The organism is Salinibacterium sp. CAN_S4 (genome assembly GCF_015752305.1).
Classification (GTDB): Bacteria; Actinomycetota; Actinomycetes; order Actinomycetales; family Microbacteriaceae; genus Rhodoglobus.
Genome location: NZ_JADOVB010000003.1, coordinates 297,162 through 317,551, shown reverse-complemented (window position 1 = coordinate 317,551; position 20,390 = coordinate 297,162). Strand labels below are relative to the sequence as shown.

Annotated in this window: 19 protein-coding genes; 13 read left to right on the top strand and 6 right to left on the bottom strand. The window is 66.1% G+C overall.

From position 1 onward, the window contains the following. The first annotated feature begins 150 nt into the window (after positions 1-150). Genes IWX81_RS10520 through IWX81_RS10495 form a run of 6 tightly spaced genes read left to right on the top strand, consistent with a single transcriptional unit; the run spans position 151 to position 3,768 of the window. Complete coding sequence (locus tag IWX81_RS10520) at positions 151-831, top strand: haloacid dehalogenase type II (protein WP_199281246.1); 681 nt, start codon at positions 151-153, stop codon at positions 829-831. Between the two features lie 55 nt (positions 832-886). Next, positions 887-1,534: a TetR/AcrR family transcriptional regulator gene (locus tag IWX81_RS10515; protein ID WP_199281245.1), complete on the top strand. Its 648-nt coding sequence runs from the start codon at positions 887-889 to the stop codon at positions 1,532-1,534. Then, positions 1,531-2,046 (top strand): CarD family transcriptional regulator, encoded by a 516-nt coding sequence (locus IWX81_RS10510; RefSeq protein WP_199281244.1) that lies wholly within the window; start codon positions 1,531-1,533, stop codon positions 2,044-2,046. Before IWX81_RS10515 ends, IWX81_RS10510 begins: the two co-directional genes overlap by 4 nt. Before the next feature lie 17 nt (positions 2,047-2,063). Next, positions 2,064-2,954: an EamA family transporter gene (locus IWX81_RS10505; protein ID WP_334593864.1), complete on the top strand. Its 891-nt coding sequence runs from the start codon at positions 2,064-2,066 to the stop codon at positions 2,952-2,954. Between the two features lie 2 nt (positions 2,955-2,956). Continuing rightward, positions 2,957-3,337, top strand: a complete 381-nt coding sequence (locus IWX81_RS10500; RefSeq protein WP_199281305.1) for a hypothetical protein — start codon at positions 2,957-2,959, stop codon at positions 3,335-3,337. After that, complete coding sequence (locus IWX81_RS10495; RefSeq protein ID WP_199281243.1) at positions 3,334-3,768, top strand: hypothetical protein; 435 nt, start codon at positions 3,334-3,336, stop codon at positions 3,766-3,768. The genes IWX81_RS10500 and IWX81_RS10495 overlap by 4 nt, the downstream gene beginning before the upstream one ends. Before the next feature lie 24 nt (positions 3,769-3,792). Here the strand turns inward: IWX81_RS10495 and IWX81_RS10490 are convergent, their stop codons facing one another. From IWX81_RS10490 to IWX81_RS10470, 5 genes are all read right to left on the bottom strand, one after another. Continuing rightward, on the bottom strand, positions 3,793-4,569 hold the full coding sequence (locus tag IWX81_RS10490; protein ID WP_199281242.1) for an Fpg/Nei family DNA glycosylase: 777 nt from the start codon (positions 4,567-4,569) through the stop codon (positions 3,793-3,795). Then, positions 4,562-9,283, bottom strand: coding sequence for an ATP-dependent helicase (locus IWX81_RS10485; protein WP_199281241.1), 4,722 nt, complete (start codon positions 9,281-9,283; stop codon positions 4,562-4,564). Before IWX81_RS10485 ends, IWX81_RS10490 begins: the two co-directional genes overlap by 8 nt. A gap of 67 nt (positions 9,284-9,350) precedes the next feature. Further along, positions 9,351-9,983 carry an alpha/beta hydrolase gene (locus IWX81_RS10480; RefSeq protein WP_199281240.1) on the bottom strand — a complete coding sequence of 211 codons (633 nt, stop codon included), beginning with the start codon at positions 9,981-9,983 and terminating at the stop codon, positions 9,351-9,353. Beyond that, positions 9,980-10,537, bottom strand: coding sequence for a hypothetical protein (locus IWX81_RS10475; protein ID WP_199281239.1), 558 nt, complete (start codon positions 10,535-10,537; stop codon positions 9,980-9,982). Before IWX81_RS10475 ends, IWX81_RS10480 begins: the two co-directional genes overlap by 4 nt. Positions 10,538-10,689: 152 nt before the next feature. Next, positions 10,690-11,313 carry an alpha/beta hydrolase gene (locus IWX81_RS10470; protein ID WP_334593860.1) on the bottom strand — a complete coding sequence of 208 codons (624 nt, stop codon included), beginning with the start codon at positions 11,311-11,313 and terminating at the stop codon, positions 10,690-10,692. 64 nt (positions 11,314-11,377) lie between these two features. Between IWX81_RS10470 and IWX81_RS10465 the strand changes: the two genes are divergently transcribed. Next, a complete protein-coding gene (locus IWX81_RS10465; protein WP_199281237.1) occupies positions 11,378-11,917 on the top strand; it encodes an NUDIX hydrolase family protein in 540 nt (179 codons plus the stop codon). Positions 11,918-12,061: 144 nt separating this feature from the next. Here the strand turns inward: IWX81_RS10465 and IWX81_RS10460 are convergent, their stop codons facing one another. Then, positions 12,062-12,751: an Ltp family lipoprotein gene (locus IWX81_RS10460; RefSeq protein WP_334593857.1), complete on the bottom strand. Its 690-nt coding sequence runs from the start codon at positions 12,749-12,751 to the stop codon at positions 12,062-12,064. 296 nt (positions 12,752-13,047) lie between these two features. Between IWX81_RS10460 and IWX81_RS10455 the strand changes: the two genes are divergently transcribed. The 6 genes from IWX81_RS10455 to IWX81_RS10430 are packed head-to-tail and all read left to right on the top strand — an operon-like array spanning position 13,048 to position 20,352. After that, positions 13,048-14,130, top strand: a complete 1,083-nt coding sequence (locus IWX81_RS10455; protein ID WP_199281236.1) for a LacI family DNA-binding transcriptional regulator — start codon at positions 13,048-13,050, stop codon at positions 14,128-14,130. Further along, on the top strand, positions 14,127-15,410 hold the full coding sequence (locus IWX81_RS10450; protein ID WP_199281235.1) for an extracellular solute-binding protein: 1,284 nt from the start codon (positions 14,127-14,129) through the stop codon (positions 15,408-15,410). The genes IWX81_RS10455 and IWX81_RS10450 overlap by 4 nt, the downstream gene beginning before the upstream one ends. A 2-nt stretch (positions 15,411-15,412) precedes the next feature. Further along, positions 15,413-16,354, top strand: a complete 942-nt coding sequence (locus tag IWX81_RS10445; RefSeq protein WP_199281234.1) for a carbohydrate ABC transporter permease — start codon at positions 15,413-15,415, stop codon at positions 16,352-16,354. Then, positions 16,351-17,241: a carbohydrate ABC transporter permease gene (locus tag IWX81_RS10440; protein WP_199281233.1), complete on the top strand. Its 891-nt coding sequence runs from the start codon at positions 16,351-16,353 to the stop codon at positions 17,239-17,241. Before IWX81_RS10445 ends, IWX81_RS10440 begins: the two co-directional genes overlap by 4 nt. Then, a complete protein-coding gene (locus IWX81_RS10435) occupies positions 17,238-18,293 on the top strand; it encodes a glycoside hydrolase family 130 protein (RefSeq protein WP_199281232.1) in 1,056 nt (351 codons plus the stop codon). Before IWX81_RS10440 ends, IWX81_RS10435 begins: the two co-directional genes overlap by 4 nt. 28 nt (positions 18,294-18,321) lie before the next feature. Then, entirely contained in the window at positions 18,322-20,352 is a 2,031-nt protein-coding gene (locus IWX81_RS10430; protein ID WP_199281231.1) for a hypothetical protein, read from the top strand. Positions 20,353-20,390: the final 38 nt, after the last annotated feature.

Genomic DNA, 20,390 nt, shown 5'->3' with positions numbered 1-20,390 from the left:
CGCCTCCGTTTTGCCCCGGCGGTGATGGCTCTCGTCTTCGCCGATCCCGAGGCGCACGTCGTCGACTTCGACAACCCGCTCACCGGCGGCGTATCGTCGAACACGGTCTACGTCGCCCATACCTGACGGACCGTACCCCGGGGGTGGGACATGAATCCGAAGCCAGTTGTGATCGTCTTCGATGTGAATGAGACGTTGTCAGACATGACCCCGATGGCCGCGAGGTTCGAGGAGGTCGGGGCGCCCGGCTCTCTGGCGAAGACCTGGTTTGCCGCGCTGCTGCGTGACGGGTTCGCGCTCGCGGCATCCGGAACCAGCGAGAAATTCGCTGTCGTGGGCGCCGAGATGCTGCGCGATGCCTTTCGCGGCGTGGCACTGGATCGCGGTGTCGACGAAGCCATTACTCATGTGATGAGCGGCTTCGGCCAGCTCGAACTTCATCCTGACGTGGTCGGCGGGGTTCGTGGGCTGTCAGGTTCAGGATTCCGGCTCGTGACACTGACGAACGGATCGACCGGGCTGTCCGACGCGATGTTCACTGCGGCCGGCATCCGTGATGAGTTCGAGGCACTTCTGACGGTGGAGGATGCCCCGGCCTGGAAGCCGGTGCGTGCGGCCTACGAGTATGCCGCCACGGCCTGCGGGGTCACGCCTCTGGAGATGCTGTTGGTCGCCGTGCACCCGTGGGACATCCACGGAGCCGCGAAGGCCGGCCTCCAGACCGCGTGGGTGAACCGTTCCGGGGCCTCGTACCCGAGCTATTTCGAGGCTCCGAGCCTTATCGTCGGCGGCATCGACGAACTGAGCGAGATCCTGTCCGCGCAGGGCTGAAGCGGCCCTGAACCCACTTACCGGACTCGTGTCCGATAAGTGGTAGAATCATCTGATGCTTACTACTGGTAACCCTGAGTTCCAGTCGAGCGGAACCCTTTCTTCGAAGCCGAGCACCGACCCCCGTGCCGAGCACACCCGCCAGATGGTCTTTGCAGCCGTGCGCCAGTTGATCTCCGACAGCGATGAGCCCCTGACCGTGGCCGACATCGTGCGGGTCGCCCGGGTCAGCCGGAGCACGTTCTATGCCCATTTCGGCAGCCTCGACGACCTCGCTCTGGAGGTGCTGCGCAGCCAGTTCGTCGAGCTAGGCGGGCTCGACGTCGACTGGCGCCGCGACGACCTGCTCCCGGGTCGCGCCATCGCACGCCTGGGCTTCGGTCACCTGATAGCGCACATCGTCGACAACTTGCCGCTCTACTCGAGCGCGCTGCGAACCCCGCACACGCGCACGGCCTATGACGAGCTCGTCCAGAGCTACTGCATCCGGCTCATGGATTCGATCATCACCGTCGGCGGTGCACCCGAGAATGTCGATGCGAGGCTCGTCTCGACCTTCGTAGGCGGTGGCGCTGTGACCCTGATCAGTGCGTGGATGCGCGGACACATCGAACTCTCAGACGACGACCTGGTTCGCCAGCTCGTAGACCTGCTTCCCCCCTGGATTCTCGAATCCCCAATAAAAGAAACGACACACTCATGAAGATCGAAATCGGCGAGACCCTTGTTTACCCCCATCACGGAGCCGTGACCATCACCGCGATCACCTCGCGTGCCATCCGGGGCGTCGAAACCAAGCTGATGACCCTGCGCGTGCACACGAGCGAGCTGACCATCCAGCTGCCCGTCGACAACGTCGAGCTCGTCGGCGTGCGTGACGTGATCGACGCCGATGGCGTTACCGCTGTCTACAAGGTGCTCACCGACGAGTTCACCGAAGAGCCCAGCAACTGGTCGCGCCGCTACAAGTCCAATCAGGAGAAGATGGCCAGCGGAAGCGTCTACCGCGTCAGCGAGGTCGTCAGGGACCTGTGGCGCCGTGACCAGGAGAAGGGTGTCTCGGCCGGCGAGAAGCGCATGCTCGAGAAGGCCCGCCAGATTCTCGTGTCCGAGCTCGCCCTCGCCCAGGGAATTGTCGATGAGGAAGCCGCAGTGCTGCTTCTCGGCGTGCTCTCCAGCGCGGCTCCCGCCGAAGACGCCGCCGTCACCGCGTAACCGCGTCACCGCGACGCGTGAGCGCCGTATCCACGCGTAACGGGCCCGCCCTCGGCGCAACCGGCCTCGTCGTCGTCGGGCTGGTCTGCCAGGAGGTCGGTGCGGCGTTCGCCGTGACGCTGTTCCCGGCCGTCGGTGCTGTCGGCATGGTGAGCCTGCGGCTGGCCTTTTCGGCCGCCATCCTGATGCTGCTGTTCCGCCCGCGACTCCGCGGCCGGTCCCGGGAAGACTGGATGACGGTCGTCGTCTTCGGTCTGTCGCTCGCCGGCATGAACGTGCTGTTCTACGAGGCCCTCGCGCGGCTTCCGCTGGGGGTGACGGTCACGATCGAGGTGCTCGGTCCGCTCATCCTGTCCGTCGTGATCAGTCGTAAGGCGTCGAGCTGGTTGTGGGCGGTGCTCGCCTTTGCCGGAGTCGCGATTCTCGGCCGGGGCGGGTTCGACTCGCTCGACCCGATCGGTGTGCTGTTCGCGGCAGGGGCCGGTGCGCTGTGGGTGGCGTACATCCTGATGTCCGCGCGCACGGGCCAGCGCTTCGAGCGACTCGACGGTCTCGCGCTGGCGATGACCGCGGCTGCGATCGTGGTCGTGCCGTTCGGCGCGGTGACCGCGGGAGCCGCGATCGTGCATCCTCAGATCCTGCTGCTCGGGCTCGCGGTGGCGGTCCTGTCGTCGACGATCCCGTATGGCCTCGAACTGCTGGCCCTGCGCAGACTGCCCGCCGCAACGTTCTCCATCCTGCTCAGTCTCGCGCCCGTGCTCGCGGCGCTGGCCGGGCTTCTCATCCTCCGCCAGCCGCTGACCGCCCTCGACCTGCTCGCGATGGTGCTCGTCGTCGCCGCCAGCATGGGCGCGGTGCGAGCGGCGAGCCGACGTTCACGCACACCGATCTCCGAGGTGACACCATGACGATAATCTCCCGTCGAGAAGCCGCATTACGGCTCGACATCTCTCTCGAGATGGCGAGGCGTCACGATCTTCCCACCCGGATGTCTGAGCAGCAGCTCGAGGCGCTACGAGCCGATCCGCCGGCGTGGCTGGCTCAGTCCTGGGCCAACCGCACGGGCAAGAAAGCCGTGTGGGTGCAGCTGACCTGTGACGTCTGCGGGTTCACCGAAGCCGCCCGACCCAAGAAGTGGTGGCCCGCCTTCACCTGGATCAGCTGCGCTGACCATCGCCCCGACGACCTGCAGCCGGTCGCGGGCGGACTGGTGCGCCGAGAGATCGACGGCATCGGCAGCCGCTTCGTGGGCATCGTGGATGAATCGCCCGGTGATAGCGTCGAGCCATGAGCGACGACGCCCGATTCGACCCCAGGTTCGATCCAGCATTCCAGCCCGGATATGCGGGGCCGCTCGCATCCGCTCCGTCCGCCGCCCAGCCCATTCCGGCACAGCCCATTGCGGCACCGCCCACAGCCTTGCCCACCGTCACTGCGCCGGTCACTGATGCCCCGGCTGAAGAGCGCGAGGACGACCACAGAATCAACCCGTTCATCATTGCGCTCGCCGCGGTGTCGGTCGTTCTGATCCTGGGGGGCGTCTATCTTCTCTCGCTGCTCCAGCAGATGTTCGCGGCCAGCCAGGAGTCGCAGACGACTTTCGATTACACGACCTTCCAGGCGCTGATTTACGGTGCACCGTTACTCATCGCCCTTGGGATAGCGACGGCGATCAGCATCCTGTGCATGTTCGCGTCCCGATGGTGGCGACTGCGCAGTTAGCGCCCGCTGCGTGGCGAATGGTGCTCAGCTCTGGCAGTTCGGGCACCAATACGTGTCCCTCAATTGCAGTGGGTTGTCGCCCAGCGCACCTTTAAGAATCCGGGTGCCACACCGCAGGCAAGGCCTGCCCGCGCGGCCATAGACCCAGTCGGTGTCGCCCCGCAGCCTGCCAGTGGTGGTGCGTTCCGTGCGGTCCTTATTGGCTTCGATGAGCCTCTTCGCGAGGGCGACCATCCCTGGCACGTCATTGACCTCTGCGACGGGCCTGGTCGGCAGCACCCCTCGCAGAAAGCACAGCTCGCAGCGGTAGACGTTGCCGAGGCCGGCCAGGTTTCTCTGGTCGAGCAGCGCCAGGCCGATCTCGCGGCCCGGGTCGCTGGTGAGGTTGGCGATGGCCCGGTCAGCGTCCCAGTCGGGCCCGAGCAGATCGGGGCCGAGGTATCCGACGACGTCGTCCTCGTTGTCGCGATTCACCACCTCGAACAGGCCCAGTTCGAATCCGACGGCCGTGTGGTCGGCATTCGCGATGATCGCGCGAGCCTGCCACTCTGGCCGTCTCCAGCGCGCGCCATTCGGATAGATGTGCCACGAGCCCTCCATCTTGAGATGGCTGTGGAACGTATATTCCCCGACGCGCATAAGCAGGTGTTTGCCCCTGCTGACCACCTCGTCGATCACCTGGCCCGACAGGTCGACCGTGGCGAATTTCGGCACGCGGATGTCGCAGCGCGTCAGCACCGTGCCGTCGAACACCGCCGCCAGGTTCTTCGCAGAACGGTAGACCGTATCTCCCTCAGGCACGCAGCCTCAGCCCCTGCGGTGTCGCCGCGAATCCCGCATCGGTCAGCATTATCCCCAATTGCGTTCCGACGGAGAAGTCGCCGTTGATTCTCTCTATCCGCAGCGCACCGAGCCTTGTGCGAACCGTCATCGCCAGCGAGACTGCGGCAGCGCGCAGGGCAGCCTCCTCCGAGGTGAAGGTGAGCACAGTCTTGCCGCCGCGCTCCACGTAGAGCACGAGGGCGCCATCCACCATCACCACCATCGCACCAGCCTTGCGCCCCGGCCGGTGACCGCGTTTCTCGGCCGGCTCCTGTGCCGTCGAGCCAGGCTCTGGATCACTGGCGACGGGGGCACCGGGCCACGGCAGCGCTGCACCATAGGGGTTGGCGGGGTCGGTCGCCGCGAGCGTGATGGCCTCAAGCTTCGGCGTCGACTCCGGGTCGATCGTGAAGTTCCGCAGACGGTCCACTGTGGCGCCGGTCGCGAACTGCGCAGCCCCCAACCCGTCGACGAAGTACCCGCGTCGGGCGCGACCGGACTCCTCGAATCCGCTCAGCACTTTGTACGCGAGGGCGAAACCGCCCCTGATTCCCTCGCTGACGACGGCACCCCGCGTCACGACTCCGTGTCGTTCGAGCAGGGACTCGGCCATCGCTTTTGCGCGAATGGTCGTGTCTCCCTCCGCGAGCGGCAGAAGAGACCAGCGACCGCCACCGGTGGGTGGACCCGAGCTCATCACCCGCGCCGAGCTCGAACGACCGCGGGGCGAACGGGAACGGCGCGGGGCGGCGGGGCCGCCGAGGTACGACCTCAGCGGCGACAGGGTGTCGTTGGTGACAAGCCCCGACCACACCAGTTCCCACAGTGCGGCGTTGAGCTTCTTGTCGTCGGTGCTACCGACGGCCTGGCCGAGTTGACGGAAGAAATATGCGCCGCCTCCCGCCATCGCCTCGAGGATGGAGCGCTGGAGTTCCGTCGTATCGTCACCGCCGGGAGCCGCGAGAGTCAGGCGGGCGGTGTCGGCGAGGTGCAGGCTCACCCAGCCATCGCTGCCGGGCAGCACTCCGTTGCCCGACCAGATGACCTCGCCCGTCACCGTCAATTCGTCGAGCCAGGCCTGCGAGTAGTTCGCGACCCTGGCGGGAAGCACGAGGGATTCCCAGGCTGACGCGGGAAGCGAGACGCCGGCGAGCTGTTCGATGACCTGCGCTACGCCGTCGATTCCGCGCAGGGACCCGCTCGCGGAGCTGCCGATGACACCCTGCCAGGCGGGGAGGAAGCGGCCGAGCGCGGCCTGCTCGACGGGCTCCACCTCCTGGCGGAGCGCGGCCAGGGAGCGCGACCGCAGTCGGCGCAGCACCTCGACCGAGCACCACTCGGTTCCGCTGGCGCCGGGACGGAACTCCCCGTCGATGACGCGGCGATCGGCCGCGAGCCGACGGAGGGTGTCTGTGACGACGGCTGTTCCGAGGCCGAACCGGGTCGCGGCATCCTGCACGATGAAGGGGCCGTGGGTGCGGGCGAAGCGGCTCACCAGGTCGCCGACCGGGTCGGGAACGGGCTCGATGAACGCGGCAGGCACACCGATGGGAAGTGGCACTCCGAGCGCGTCCCGCAGCCGTGCGGCATCTTCTACGACGGCCCACTGCTGCGTGCCGGCGATGGTGACCCGCAGCACGCGGTTGGCTCTCGTGAGCAACTCCAGTACGCCGTTCAGGGCCCCGAAATCCGCCGAATGTTCCGCTTCTGTCGCCAGTTCGGCTTCCGGAGCGACAGAAGTGGAACTCTCGGCGGAGGGAGTGGCCAGCACCGACGTCAGTGAGCGCTCGGCGATCTCGGCGATGGACAGCGGTCCGAGCATCCTGAGCAGGTCGACGACGCCCTCCGCATCGCGGGCTTTACGGTCGGGAGCAAGCCGCTGCAGCTCGAGCTCGGTCTGCTCGATGACAGCGGGGTCGAGCAGTTCGCGCAGCTCGGCACGCCCCAGCAGCTCGGCGAGCAGCGTGGGGTCGAGCGAGAGCGCGGCCGCCCGGCGCTCGGCGAGGGGCGAATCGCCCTCGTACATGAACGCGGCGACGTAGCCGAACAGCAGCGAGCGGGCGAACGGGGACGGCACGTCGGTTTCGCTCTCGACCATGCGGATCTTGCGCGTCGCGAGCTCGGTGGTGAGCGTCATCAGTGCTGGCAGGTCGTAGACGTCCTGCAGCACTTCGCGCACGGTCTCGAGCACGATCGGGAAGCTCGGGTATTTGCGAGCGACATCCAGCAATTGGGATGCCCGTTGCCGCTGTTGCCACAGCGGGGACCGTCGCCCGGGGTCACGCCGCGGCAGCAGCAGCGCCCGCGCTGCGCACTCCCTGAAGCGTGCCGCGAACAGCGCGGAACCGCCGACCTCCTCGGTGACGGTGGACTCGAGCTCTTCCCGATCGAACAGGAACAGTTCGGCTCCGGGGGGCTCACCATCGGAGTCGGGGATACGCACGACAATGCCGTCGTCGCCGGCCATGGCCGCGCCATCGACTCCCAGCCGGTCACGGACCCGGGCGCTGATGGCAAGTGCCCACGGCGCGTGGACGGGTATGCCGTACGGGGAATGTAAGACGACCCGCCAGTCGCCCAGCTCATCCTTGAACCGTTCGACGACGAGTGTGCGGTCGGTGGGCACCTGCCCGGTGGACTGTTGCTGCTCCGCGACGAGCGCGACGAGGTTGTTCACAGCACGGTCATCCAGGCCGATCTCTTCTACTCGGGTGCGCGCTTCGGCGGCGGTGCTCGTCGAGATCTCGCGCACGAATGCGCCGATCGCCGCGCCCAGTTCAGCGGGACGTCCCAGCCCGTCGCCCTTCCAGAACGGCACTTTGCCCGGCTGCCCGAAGGCGGGGGAGACCAGCACCTGGTCGTGGGTGATGTCTTCGATTCGCCAACTCGTGGTGCCGAGCGCGAAGACGTCGCCGACGCGCGACTCGTAGACCATCTCTTCGTCGAGCTCGCCGACGCGCCTGCCGGGTGCGCCGGGTTCGCCGCCGACCATGAAGACGCCGAAGAGTCCACGGTCCGGGATCGTGCCGCCGGATGTCACGGCAAGCCGTTGAGCGCCGGGCCGACCCACGATCGTTCCGGCGACACGGTCCCACACGATGCGGGGGCGAAGTTCGGCGAACTCATCACTGGGGTACAGGCCGGCGAGCAGATCGAGCGTTGCGTCGTACGCGCTGCGGGGCAGTGTGGCGAAGGGCGCGCTGCGCCGGACCGTCTCGAACCATTCTTCGACGTCGATGGCCTCGAGCGCGGCGGCGGCGACGGTCTGCTGTGCGAGCACGTCGAGGGGGTTTGCCGGGACCGCGATCGCTTCGATCTGCCCCGACTTCATCCTTTCCACGGCCACGGTGGTATGGATGAGGTCGGTGCGGTGCTTGGGGAACAGCATGCCTTTTGAGATCTCACCGACCTGGTGACCGGCGCGGCCGATGCGCTGCAGCCCGCTCGCGACCGACGGCGGGGACTCCACCTGGATCACAAGATCGACAGCCCCCATATCGATGCCGAGTTCGAGCGAGCTCGTAGCAACCACGCAGCGCAACCTGCCGGATTTCAGGTCGTCTTCGATCGTGGCGCGCTGCTCCTTCGAAACCGAGCCGTGGTGTGCGCGTGCGAGGAGCCCGGCTGTCGTGTCACGCATGGTCTCGACGACAGAGGTCTCGACGACAGAGGTCTCGACGACAGTGGTCTCGACGACAGTGGTGCCGCCCATCGCCGATGCAGCGACCGGCACGGGTTCGAGGTCGAGCCGCTCCACATAGATGTCGTTGAGCCTCGACGTCAGCCGCTCGGCCAGCCGCCGGGAGTTCGCGAAAACGATGGTCGACCGGTGCTGCAGGATCTCGTCGACGATGCGCTCTTCGACGTGCGGCCAGATCGATCCGGTGGCTTCGGCTGTCGCGCCCGCCGAGGAACCCCCGCGAGGCTCGACGCTGCGAGATTCAACACTGCCGGGCACCGTCATATCGTCGACCGGCACGACTACGGAGAGGTCGAACGTCTTTGCAGCCGGCGGCTGAACGATGGTCACGGGGGCGCGCCCTCCGAGGAAGCGTGCCACCTCCTCCAGCGGTCGAACCGTAGCCGAGAGGCCGATGCGCTGCGCGGGCTTCGGCAGCAGTTCATCCAGTCTCTCGAGGGAGACGGCGAGGTGCGCACCACGCTTCGTCGACGCGACGGCATGCACTTCGTCAATGATGACGGTGTCGACGTTCGCGAGGGTCTCGCGGGCGGCCGAGGTGAGCATCAGGTAGAGCGATTCCGGCGTGGTGATCAGGATGTCCGGCGGAAGCCGCGCGAGCAGCCGCCTGTCACCGGCTGTCGTGTCGCCGCTGCGCACCCCGACCGTCACGTCGGGGGCGGGCAGCCCGAGCCGCCGTGCCGTCTGCGTGACACCGACGAGCGGCGCGCGGAGGTTGCGCTGCACATCCACCCCCAGAGCTTTAAGCGGAGAGATGTACAGCACGCGCGTTCTGGCTTTGGGGTTCTCTGGCACCGGCTTCGATGCCAGCTGGTCGATCGCGTAGAGGAAAGCGGCGAGCGTCTTCCCCGAGCCGGTGGGTGCCACAACGAGCGCGTGGGCTCCGGACGCGATGGACTCCCACGCTCCCAACTGGGCCGGGGTGGGCGCGCTGAAGGCCCCGCCGAACCATTCCCTGGTCGCGGGGGAGAAGCTGTCGAGCACCGAGCTCATCCCACCATCATCCCGCGCGCCACCGTCATCCAAAGACCGTCCTCCTCAGACCGTCATCCTCAGACTGTCATCCTGCAGCAGCCGGTGCTCTCAGCTGTTGCGATACGAAGGCAGCAGCGTCCATCATCTCGTCGGTGGATACCGAATGATCCAGACCCGCGTATTTCTTCTCCGTCAGCGTGGTGTGTTGTCTCAACCAGTGGGCGGTATCGGCGGCGCGATCGTGGGGAATGACCGTATCGAGATCGCCGTGCGCCGAGAACATCGGGGGACGCAGCCTGGCGAGTTCTGCATCGGGGGACGTGTCGATCGCGAATCCGCTGAGTTGGAGTGCGTAGTCGAAGCGGTGTGGATCCCTGCGCAGCAAAGACATGGCCATCGCTGATCCCTGCGACAACCCGAGAATGCCGAGCGAGGTGTACCCAGACTGACGGTCGAGCCACGACAGCAACTGTCCGGTGACGGAGGCCGCGGCATCCTTCCCGCTTTCGCTGAGCTCGAACCATGACCAACCGCCCGGCTCGCGGTAGGGAGCGCGCGGGGTCACGATCACCAACCCGGGTGGGAGCACCGCCGCCGCTACCGCCAGCTGATGCTCATCGCCGTTGTGGCCGTGCAGGGCGACCAGAAGCGGCCGCCCCACACGTTCGCCCTCGGGAGCCGACCACACCATGGCCGACTCGTCGAGAATTCCGTTCAACGGCCGGTGAGCTTCCTGGCCCTGCTCCTCAGCAGGCCGGCGACCGGGCGCTGCTGCTCACCCTGCTGTGCGGCGAGAATGAGGAGGATTCCGGTCAGCACGGGTGTAACCCACTGCAGGATGTTCTGCTGTTTCTGGGCCGCGGCCAGCTCTTCGGACGCTCCCGGCCCCGGCTTCGTCACGGCGTCGCCGCCCTCGGAGGCGTGCTCGGCGATTTGCGTCCCCAGGATGCCCGAATACAGCGCGGAGCCACCGGCGAGGGCCGTGACGATGACCTTCACCACGGTGTTGGTACGGGCTTCGGGCTGGCCAGCGAGTCGAGCCTTGTTGGACAGGATGAGCCCGACACCGCCGATTCCGTGCACGACGAGTGCTCCCAGCTGAACTGGCGCCCACTTTGCCCAGCCCGCTGACGACAGCGACAGCCGTTCCGTGGGATCTTTCGCCTCTGATGCCGCACCGTTGAGGCCGACTGCACCCATGAGGGCGCCTCCGAACCAGGCTGCGAGTCCGAGGTCGTGCATGCTGCGAACGAGGGTATTGCGTTTAGGCACAGGGGTCTCCTTCAGAAAATGAATACTTCGAGCTTCATCCCGGTGACAGTGTGCCGACAAGGGCTTGACCTGGCCGGGCTCGACGGTGAAGGAGGCCCTGGGCGGCCCACGATGGGGACGCCGTCGATCGGTACAACCCGCGAAACCTCACGCTAGGCGTGGCTGCGCAGGAAGCCGCTGAATTCGGCGAGCTCCGGCGTGGAGATGGAGTGGCCGATGCCCTCATAGGTGCGGATCGTCGCTGTCGTGTGGGCGGGCATCCACTCTGCCGTGCGATCGACGGCGCGGCTCGGGATGACCGGGTCGTCGGTTCCCCGGCCCCAGAAGACCGCGGGCTTCACCTCGGCCAGCCGCGCATCGCCGGCATGCTCGGCCGACGCGATGAATCCGGAGAGGGAGACCGTCGCCGCGAAGCGCTCGGGGTCGAGCCGCAGCAGTTGCAGCGCGAGCGCCCCGCCCTGCGAGAACCCGAGAAGGCTGACGGCGCCGGAGTCGATGGTGTCGAGCCAGTCGATGACGGCTCTGGCTGCGGCATCCACTCTCTCCGGTGCCGGTTCGCCAGCCGGGCTGTCCTGGCGCGACCACCAGGCCCAGCCGCCGCTTTCGGCGAGGGGAGCGCGCACCGAGGCGATCACCGGTTCCAGGGGCAGAGCGGGCGACATCGAGAACAGGTCTCCCTCGTGCGAGCCGTAGCCGTGCAGCAGGACGAGCAGGGGGCGGCCCGCCCTGTCGCGTTCGGGAGCTGACCAGAGAATCGCTGACTCGTCCAATTTCACCTCCCCATACTCGCACTGCTGCATGCCGGTCGGCGCGCGCGAGCGCTGTGGGTAACAATGGAGCATGGCATCAACAGGCACTCCCGACCCGAACTCAGGCTGGTTGAGCGATGAGGAACTCGCGGAGACCCGGCGACGCCTGCCGCTGCTCTATGTCGAGGCCGTGCCCGTGCGGGTCGATGGGCTGGGTCGCGTCACGGAGGTCGGCACGCTGTTGCGCGCCAATGACGGCGAGTTCACCCGCACTCTCGTCTCCGGCCGCGTGATGTATGGCGAGACGCTGAGGGATGCGCTGTTCCGCCACCTCGAGAAGGACCTCGGCCCGATGGCCTTCCCGCTTCTGCCGTCCAGCCCGCTGCCTTTCTCTGTGGCCGAGTATTTCCCGTGGCCCGGCGAGAGTCAGTTCATGGATGCCCGCCAGCATGCAGTTTCGCTCGCCTACGTGGTGCCGATCACCGGAACGTGCGAGCCGCGCCAGGACGCGCTCGAGGTCACGTGGATGCGTCCGTCCGAGGCCGCCGCCGAATCCGTCACCTCCGACATGGAGGGTGGACGCGGCGCACTGCTGCGTGCGGCTCTCGCCTCGGTGGGCGTTCTGCCGTAGTCGTTCCGTCGTCCTGACTGTGTAATTCTGCGATTCTCAACCGGCGCACCGGCTTGCGACCTGAAGTAGATCGAGCCGCGACGTCTGCGCGCAGGAATGCCGCCCGGTTCATTGTCCGAGCGGCATTCGAGCGGCGTCTGCGCTCTAGTCGTTCAGGTGAAGAATCGCGTAGTCGGCTTCTTCGGTCGTGAACTGCTCCCCGAATTCACTGGTGAGCTGATCGCGGATGGCCTCGGGTGACATTGCCATGCTGTCCTGGTAGGTCTTTGCCTTGGCAAGAGCATTAGCGCTCCAGTCGGCTTGAACATTGTCGACCGCGTACTGGGCTGCCTCTGCCGAGAACTTCTCTCCGTACTCCGAGGTGAGTTGACCATAGATCCCGACCTTGCTCATGCTCATGATGCTCGAGTAGCTCTCAGCCTTTGTCAGAGCGGACAGGTACTCGACGGGGACGGCCGGAGCTTCGGGCGTTGGCGCGGCCGACGGTGTGGATTCCGCAATCGGATCTGCGGAGGCTGAATCCGGCTCGGGAGCGGCACTTTCCGCCACGATCGTGGTCGGCTCGGTTACCGACGCGTTGTTGATTGCGGCGCCGATTCCAAAAGTGATTCCGATCGAAGCGATGGCGGCGATTCCGCCCAGGGCGATACCTGTAATGGCCATCGCTTTCGACTGACCTTTCCTGAGGGCGAGGGCCCCGAACACGATGGCCGCGAGCCCGACGAGCGCTCCGAACACGGGAACCAGTCCGGAGAGGAAGGCCACAATCCCGACGATGAGTGCTGTCAGGGCCAGCCCGATCGGCTTCTTAGAACCCGATGGGCCCTGTGGCATCGACATCGTCGCGGCAGTGGGAGGGGTTGATGAGGGAGGTGTCCCAATGGACGATTCAGGTGGTTGCTGTGTCGTCATGTCCGAAGCTTCGCAGAATTGAGGTCACCTCACTCAACCCAGTAAAGGGGGTATCGCGATGAAGCCTCACATTTCCGTGTCTCCGGACCGGTAGGAGTCGCGCGCGTGAGAGTGCCACACATTCGCCGATGTCGCCACCCCTATGCATTCCGCCAAGCCTCGGGTTAGGGTGACTAAACCGGTTCAGTTCTCCGGGTAGTTCTCGATGAGGAGGTCTTGTGTCGTTCGTACCCAAATCCGACCGACCGACCATTCTCGACGTCGCGCGTCGCGCCGGGGTCAGCAAGGGGCTTGTCTCCTTCGCCCTGAACGACCGCCCCGGCGTCTCCGCCGAGACCAGGAAGCGCATCCTGGAGGTCGCCGACGAACTGGGCTGGCGCCCGAGCGTCAGGGCAAGGTCGCTCAGCACCGATCGAGCGTTCGCGCTCGGACTGGTGCTCGCCCGGGACCCCGACATCATCGCCGGAGACCCGTTCTTCCCGTCGTTCATCTCGGGGATCGAGTCAGTGCTCGCTCCGGCAGGGCAGGCGCTCGTGCTGAGCATGGTCGAGGGCGAAGAGGCTGAAGCCAGGAGTTATCGCCAGCTGGCCAGTCACGGTCGGGTTGATGGCGTGATCATCTCCGACCTCCGTGCGAATGACTCGCGACTCGCGCTCGCGAGCGAACTGGAGCTTAGCGCTGTCACGCTCGGTCGACCTGACATCGCGTCCCCGTTCCCGGCCGTGACGGTGGATGACGCTGCCGGCATCCGTGACACTGTTGCACACCTCGCCGATCTCGGCCACACCCGGATTGCGCACGTCGGAGGCCCTGCCGTGATGCTCCACGGCCGTCGTCGCCGTGACTCGTTCCAGGAGGCGATGCGCGAGCGGGGGCTTTCCGACGACATCCTGATCGAAACCGACTTCAGCGCTGCAGAGGGCGCCGCGGCAACAGCCCGGCTGCTCGCCCTGACCGACCGGCCGACCGCGATCGTCTACTCGAACGACCCCATGGCCATCGCCGGGCTCGGTGTCGCACAGCGAGCCGGACTCGATGTTCCCCGTGACCTCTCGATCACCGGATTCGACGGCAGCGATGTCGGTGGATATCTCCACCCCTCCCTCACGACCGTCAAGACCACCGCCCGCAAGTGGGGGGAGGCCGCGGCATCCGCCCTGCTGCGCCTGATCGATGGCGAACAGGTTGCCGACATCGACCTGGACCCCGCCGCGCTCGTCGTGCTGGATTCCACCGCACCCCCTCGCTCCACTACCAGCGGCAATGCGGCCGCGCCTATCCATGAAGGAGAACGAACGTGAGAACACCGAAAGCAATTGCCACAGCAGTCATCGCAGTGGGGGCACTCGCCCTGACGGCGTGTTCGGGCGGAGGGGGTGCTTCCACCGCCAGCGACGGACGAGGTGACATCACCATCTGGTACTCCAACAACGAGCAGGAAGTGCAGTGGGGCCAGCAGATGGTCGACGCGTGGAATGCCGCCAATCCCGACGAGCAGATCAAGGGACAGGAGATCCCCGCAGGTAAGAGCAGTGAAGAGGTCATCGGGGCCGCGATTACCGCCGGAAACGCTCCGTGCCTCATCTACAACACCGCGCCGTCTGCCGTCGGCCAGTTCGAGAAGCAGGGTGGACTCGTCGACCTGTCATCGATCGACGGCGGTGCCGAATACATCGAAGAGCGCAGCGGCGACATCGCGCAGCAGTACCAGAATCCCGAGGGCGATTACTTCCAGATGCCGTGGAAGTCGAACCCTGTCGTGATCTTCTACAACAAGGATCTGTTCGCGGAAGCGGGCCTCGACCCTGAGAACCCTAAGCTCTCGACGTACGAGGAGTTCCTCGCAACGTCGAAGACCCTCGTCGATTCCGGTGTCTCCACGGTCGCCATCCAGCCCGCTCCCACGAGCGAGTTCTTCCAGGTGCAGTTCGACTTCTATCCGCTGTATGCGGCGGCAACCGGCGGCAAGCAGATCGTCGAGAATGACGAGTCGACATTCGCCGATCAGGCCGGATACGACGTCGCCGACTTCTGGGCGACCATGTACGAGAACAACTACTCCAGCAAGGAGCAGTTCCAGGGCGACTCGTTCGCCGAGGGGTATTCGTCCATGGCGATCGTCGGGCCGTGGGCCGTGTCGGTCTATGACGACGTGAACTGGGGCTCGGTCGCTGTCCCGACGAAGGATGGCACAGACCCCGCCGACGCCTGGACCTTCAGCGACGCCAAGAACATCGGACTCTACTCGGCCTGCGAAAACCAGGCGACAGCGTGGGATGTGCTGAAATTCTCGACGAGCACCGAGCAGGACCAGAAGCTGCTCGAGCTGACCGGCCAGATGCCCATCCGCACGGATCTGCAGTCCACTTACGCCGACTACTTCGCGGCAAACCCGGCCTACGAAGCGTTCGGTGACCAGGCCTCGCGCACCGTCGAGGTGCCGTCGGGACCGAACACCGTCCAAATGCTGCAGACCTTCCGCGATGCCTGGTCGGAATCGGTGATCTTCGGCAAGGGCGACCCAGAGTCTGCTCTGGATGACGCTGCGATCGAGATCGACGAGATCGCGAAGCAGCCGTAGCCATGACCGACCTCCTTTCGGCGCCGGCGGCTACCGCCGCCGGCGCCCCCGGGAATCGCCGGCGGGGGCGATTGCTCGGCCGGAACCCGCTGGGCCTGCTCTTCAGCGCCCCCTACCTGGTCTTCATTCTCGCTGTATTCGCGTTTCCGATCGGGTACTCGGTCTACATCGCGTTCCACGATTTCTTCTTCGCCGCTCCCGGTGCGCAGGTGGATCGGCCTTTCGTCGGTCTCGACAATTTCGTCACAGCGCTCAGCGACCCTGCCGTGCTCCGGTCGTTCGCCAATGTCGGCGTCTTCCTGCTCATCAACGTGCCACTGACCGTGGTGTTGTCACTCGTTCTCGCGACAGCGCTCAACAAAATCACGCGTTTCAAGACCTTCCTCAGGGTCAGCTACTACGTGCCGTACGTGACCGCGAGCGTCGCTGTGGTCGCGATCTGGCTGTTCCTCTTCAGCGGCAACGGCTTCGTCAACCAGGTGCTCGGTCCGCTGGCTCCTGATCCTTCCTGGCTCATCAATGAGCAGCTGGCCATGCCTACGATCGCGATCTTCGTCACCTGGAAACAGCTCGGGTTCTACATCCTTCTCTACCTGGCCGCACTTCAGGCCGTACCGAAGGAACTCTACGAATCGGCATCGACCGACGGGGCAGGGGCCGTACGCAGCTTCTTCTCCGTAACGGTTCCCGGAGTGCGTTCGGCGACGGTGCTCGTGCTCCTCGTCTCCACGGTGACCGGGGCCAACCTGTTCACCGAGCCGTACCTGCTGACCGGGGGTGGGGGCCCGAACGGAGCCTCGGCGTCACCGGTGCTGATCATGTACCAAAAGGGGCTGCAGCAGGGTCAGCCCGATGTCGCGGCGGCGATCGGCATCGTGCTGGTCATCCTCGTGCTGATCATCGCCTTCCTGCAGAACCGCTTCGCGGGAGGAGACGACCGATGACTGTGCAACAATCACCCCCGAAGACGACCCGTCGTGCGCGGCGGGGCTCCGAACTCTCGAGAACCGGTTCCCTCATTCGCGGGATCGTGCTCGCGCTCGGAGCTCTCGTCTTCCTGTTCCCGTTCTACTACATGGTGATCGGGTCACTGCAGACGACGGTCGATCCGACGATCGGCGGTGCGTTCCCGAATCCGGCGAACCTCACCCTCGACAACTACGGCGCGATCAACTCCAGGATCAACCTGCTCACCGGGCTGGTCAACTCGGGGATCTTCACCGGGGGAGTGCTGATCGGAACTCTCGTGTTCGCACTGCTCGCGGGATATTCGCTCGCGATGCTGCAGTGGCGGGGTCGGGGTACGACCTTCGCGCTCGCCCTGCTCGTGCAGGTCGTGCCCTTCCAGCTGCTGATGATCCCGCTGTATGTGCTCATCGCCAGGGACTTCGGTCTCGCGGATAACTACCTCGGGATGATCCTCCCGTTCTTTATCAACTCGACAGCGGTCATCATTTTCCGTGCCTACTTCCTGCAGCTCCCCAAAGAGCTGTTCGAAGCTGCCCGGATCGATGGGGCCTCCGAGCTGCGGCTGCTCTGGAGCATCGCGATCCCTCTCGTGCGCCCGGCGCTTGTCACGGTCATCCTGCTGACCTTCATCGGCCCGTGGAACGAGTTCCTGTGGCCCTTCCTCGTCACGAAGGATGCGGCCCTCCAGCCGCTTGCCGTCTCGCTTGCCAACTACATCACCACCATTTCTGCGTCAGCGGCGAACCCGTTCGGGGCGATTCTCGCTGGCGCGCTGGTTCTCGCAGCACCCGTCGTGGTGCTGTTCATCGTGTTCCAGCGCTATTTCACCTCAACCGACATTGGATCAGGAGTCAAAGGATGACGTTTCCGTACAAGCTGACACGAGTGGGTGTCGTCATGACGCCCGAGCCCGGCAACGACCTGGAGGCCGAGGGGGTGCTGAACCCCGGGTCCGGCCGCGACCAGGACGGCACTCTCTACCTGCTGCCCAGGATCGTCGCTGCCGGCAATGTCAGCCGGGTGGGTCTCGCCAGGGTCGTGATCGTGGACGGCGAGCCTACGGGTGTCGTACGCGAGGGTGTCGTGCTCGAGCCGGATCGCGGATTCGAGTACGGCGCCGACCACGCCGGTGTGGAGGATCCGCGTGTGACGTTCATCCCGCGCCTCGGAACCCACGTGATGACCTATGTCGCCTACGGGCCGCTCGGCCCGCGCACCGCGATCGCGGTGTCGACGGACCTTCGCGAGTGGCGCCGGCTCGGTCCGGCGCACTTCCTCTACGAGGAAAGCCTCGACATCGACCTGGGCCTCTTCCACAACAAGGACACGGTGTTCTTTCCCGAGCCGGTCACCGCGCCGGACGGCGTGGAGAGCTTCGCCGTGCTGCACCGACCGATGTGGGACATCGGTGAGACTGCACCAGGGGAGGGTGTGCGCGTTCCCGCGGGGGTGGATGACCCGCGGCAGAGCATCTGGATCAGCTACATCCCCGTCGAGCTCGTGCTCGCCGACATCCGGAACATCACGCTCTGGGGGCAGCATCGATTCGTCGCGGGCCCGGAGTTCGCGTTCGAGGAACTGAAGATCGGCGGGGGACCGCCACCGTTGCGCGTGCCGGAGGGATGGCTCATCCTGCATCACGGAGTGACCGGCGTGATCGACAGCGCGTTCGAGCAGCAGAAGAACGTGAACTATCGGGCGGGCGGAATGATCCTGGATGCCGTCGACCCGTCCAGGGTGCTCGACCGCACCCCGCAGGCTCTGCTCGAAGCCGAGACGGAAGAGGAGCTCAACGGCATCGTGCCCAACGTGGTGTTCCCCACCGCGATCGAAGAAATCGACGGGCAGCTGTGGGTCTTCTACGGCATGGCCGACACGAAGATCGGGGTCGCTCGCCTCGATAGAGCGCTCTAGCCAACGACACGGGACAAAGGACAGTTCAATGAAGAACAACACCTCGACAGGCCGATGGACGGCGTCGCTCACGATGGCCGCGATGGTGGCGACGATGGGGTTGGTGAGTGCGCCGGCCTCAGCGGCGCCGACGGTGGAAGCGGCTCCGGCCGCGCTCACCAATCTGGCCCACCTCGACTTCCTGCTCGACACGGTATCGCCAGCCGACACCGCCGAGCACACCACCTATGAGCTCGCGGGCAGCCCGGATCTCACGGTGCCCTGGACCTACGCCGATGCGCGCCCCGGCGGCACGTTCGAGCGGGTCGGGGGTGGTCCCTTCGACCCCGCCACCGGCGACTACGGGCAGGGCGCATACAACGCTGACGACATCACCCGCGCCGCCGTGGTCTACCTGCGGCACTGGGTTCAGACCGGCTCGGTCGAGAGCCGTGACAAGGCCTATGAGTTGCTCCGATCCGTCGCGTATTTCCAGACGGTGAGCGGGCCCAACGCCGGCAATGTGGTGCTCTGGATGCAGAGCGACGGGGACTTCAACCCGAGCCCGTTGCCCGTCGAGCTGCCAGACCCGTCAGACAGCGGCTCGAGCTACTGGCTCGCCCGCACGCTGTGGGCGCTCGGTGAGGGATACGCGGCGTTCCGGGATGTGGATCCAGAGTTCTCGGCGTTCCTGCAGCAGCGACTCCAGCTCGGCGTCGAAGCGCTCGACCGCCAGGTGCTGCAGGACTACGGAACCTATGACATCGCTGACGGCGTGAGCGTGCCGGCCTGGCTCATCAACGATGGCGCAGACATCTCGGCCGAGGCCGTGCTCGGCCTCGCCGCGTACACGACCGCCGCTCCGGATGACCCTGCGCCGAAGGCCGCGCTGTCGAAGCTGGCGGACGGCATCGCCCAGCTGGGTTCCGGTGATACACGCACCTGGCCGTATGGCGCGATCCTGCCGTACACGCAATCGCGCTCGCTGTGGCACGCGTACGCCTCCCAGATGCCGGCGGCCCTCGCGAAGGCGTCAGTCGCGCTCGGCAGCAGTGAGTTGCTTCCGCCTGCCGTCGCGGATTCCGCCCAGTTCGTGCCGGTGCTGCTGACCGGTGGCGGCCCCGACAATGCGTGGCTGCCGACCCCGGTCGACAAGACACAGATCGCGTACGGGGTCGACTCCAGGCTGCAATCCCTGCTCGATGTCGCGGATGCGGCCCAGAAACCGGGGTTGAAGGAGCTCGCCGGCATCACGGCGGCCTGGTACTTCGGGGCGAACAAGTCTGGCACCGCCGTCTACGACCCTACGACGGGTGTGACGTATGACGGAGTGCAGGCCGATGGCTCCGTGAACAGGAACAGTGGCGCAGAGAGCACGATCCACGGTCTGCTGTCGATGATCGCCCTGGATGCGAATCCGGATGTCGCCGCTCGAGCGCTCGCCGCGACATCCATCACCCTGACCGATGGCCTGACCGTCGTCGAGGCCGAGGATGCCACGACCACGACCGGTGCTGTCGTCACTCCGGACGCCGCGTACACCGGGGAATCCCAGTACAGCGCGGGCGAATACCTCGAGCTGGCGAAGGGAGAGTCGGCAACGATTCCCCTTCCAGGCGCTGGCGCTCGCAGTGTGGAGCCTGTCGTCGACCAGCCGGCGGATGCCCAGGCAACGTCGCTCTGGCGCACCGGTCGACTGCCGATCGGCGTGCTCAGGCACTCGGTCGGTGAGCAGGGCATCACCGCGGTTCCGGGTGCGCTGTTGCCCCAGCCGCTGCTCGTCCCTGCGCTGTCGGCCCGAACCGATGTGACGGTCACCGGGCTCAAGGGCACGGTGGACCTGGACGCGCTCATCGTGCGCCCGCTGCTGTCGCGCCTCACGCTTGGCGGGGAGTCGGCCTCGACGGAACTCGTGAACTCGGCCGCGCTGGTGCCGTTGCGTGCGTCAGTCGGCGCGGCTGGGCAGGATGCGACGGTGCGCAGCTACGACCGCACAGGAACACTGGTCGAGGAGCGCACCATCTCAGGAGCGTCGAAGGTCACTGTGCGTGCGGGCGGTTTCGTGGTGGTGACCCGCTAGTGCAACCCTCGGCACGCCTGAACGGGCGTGCCGAGGGT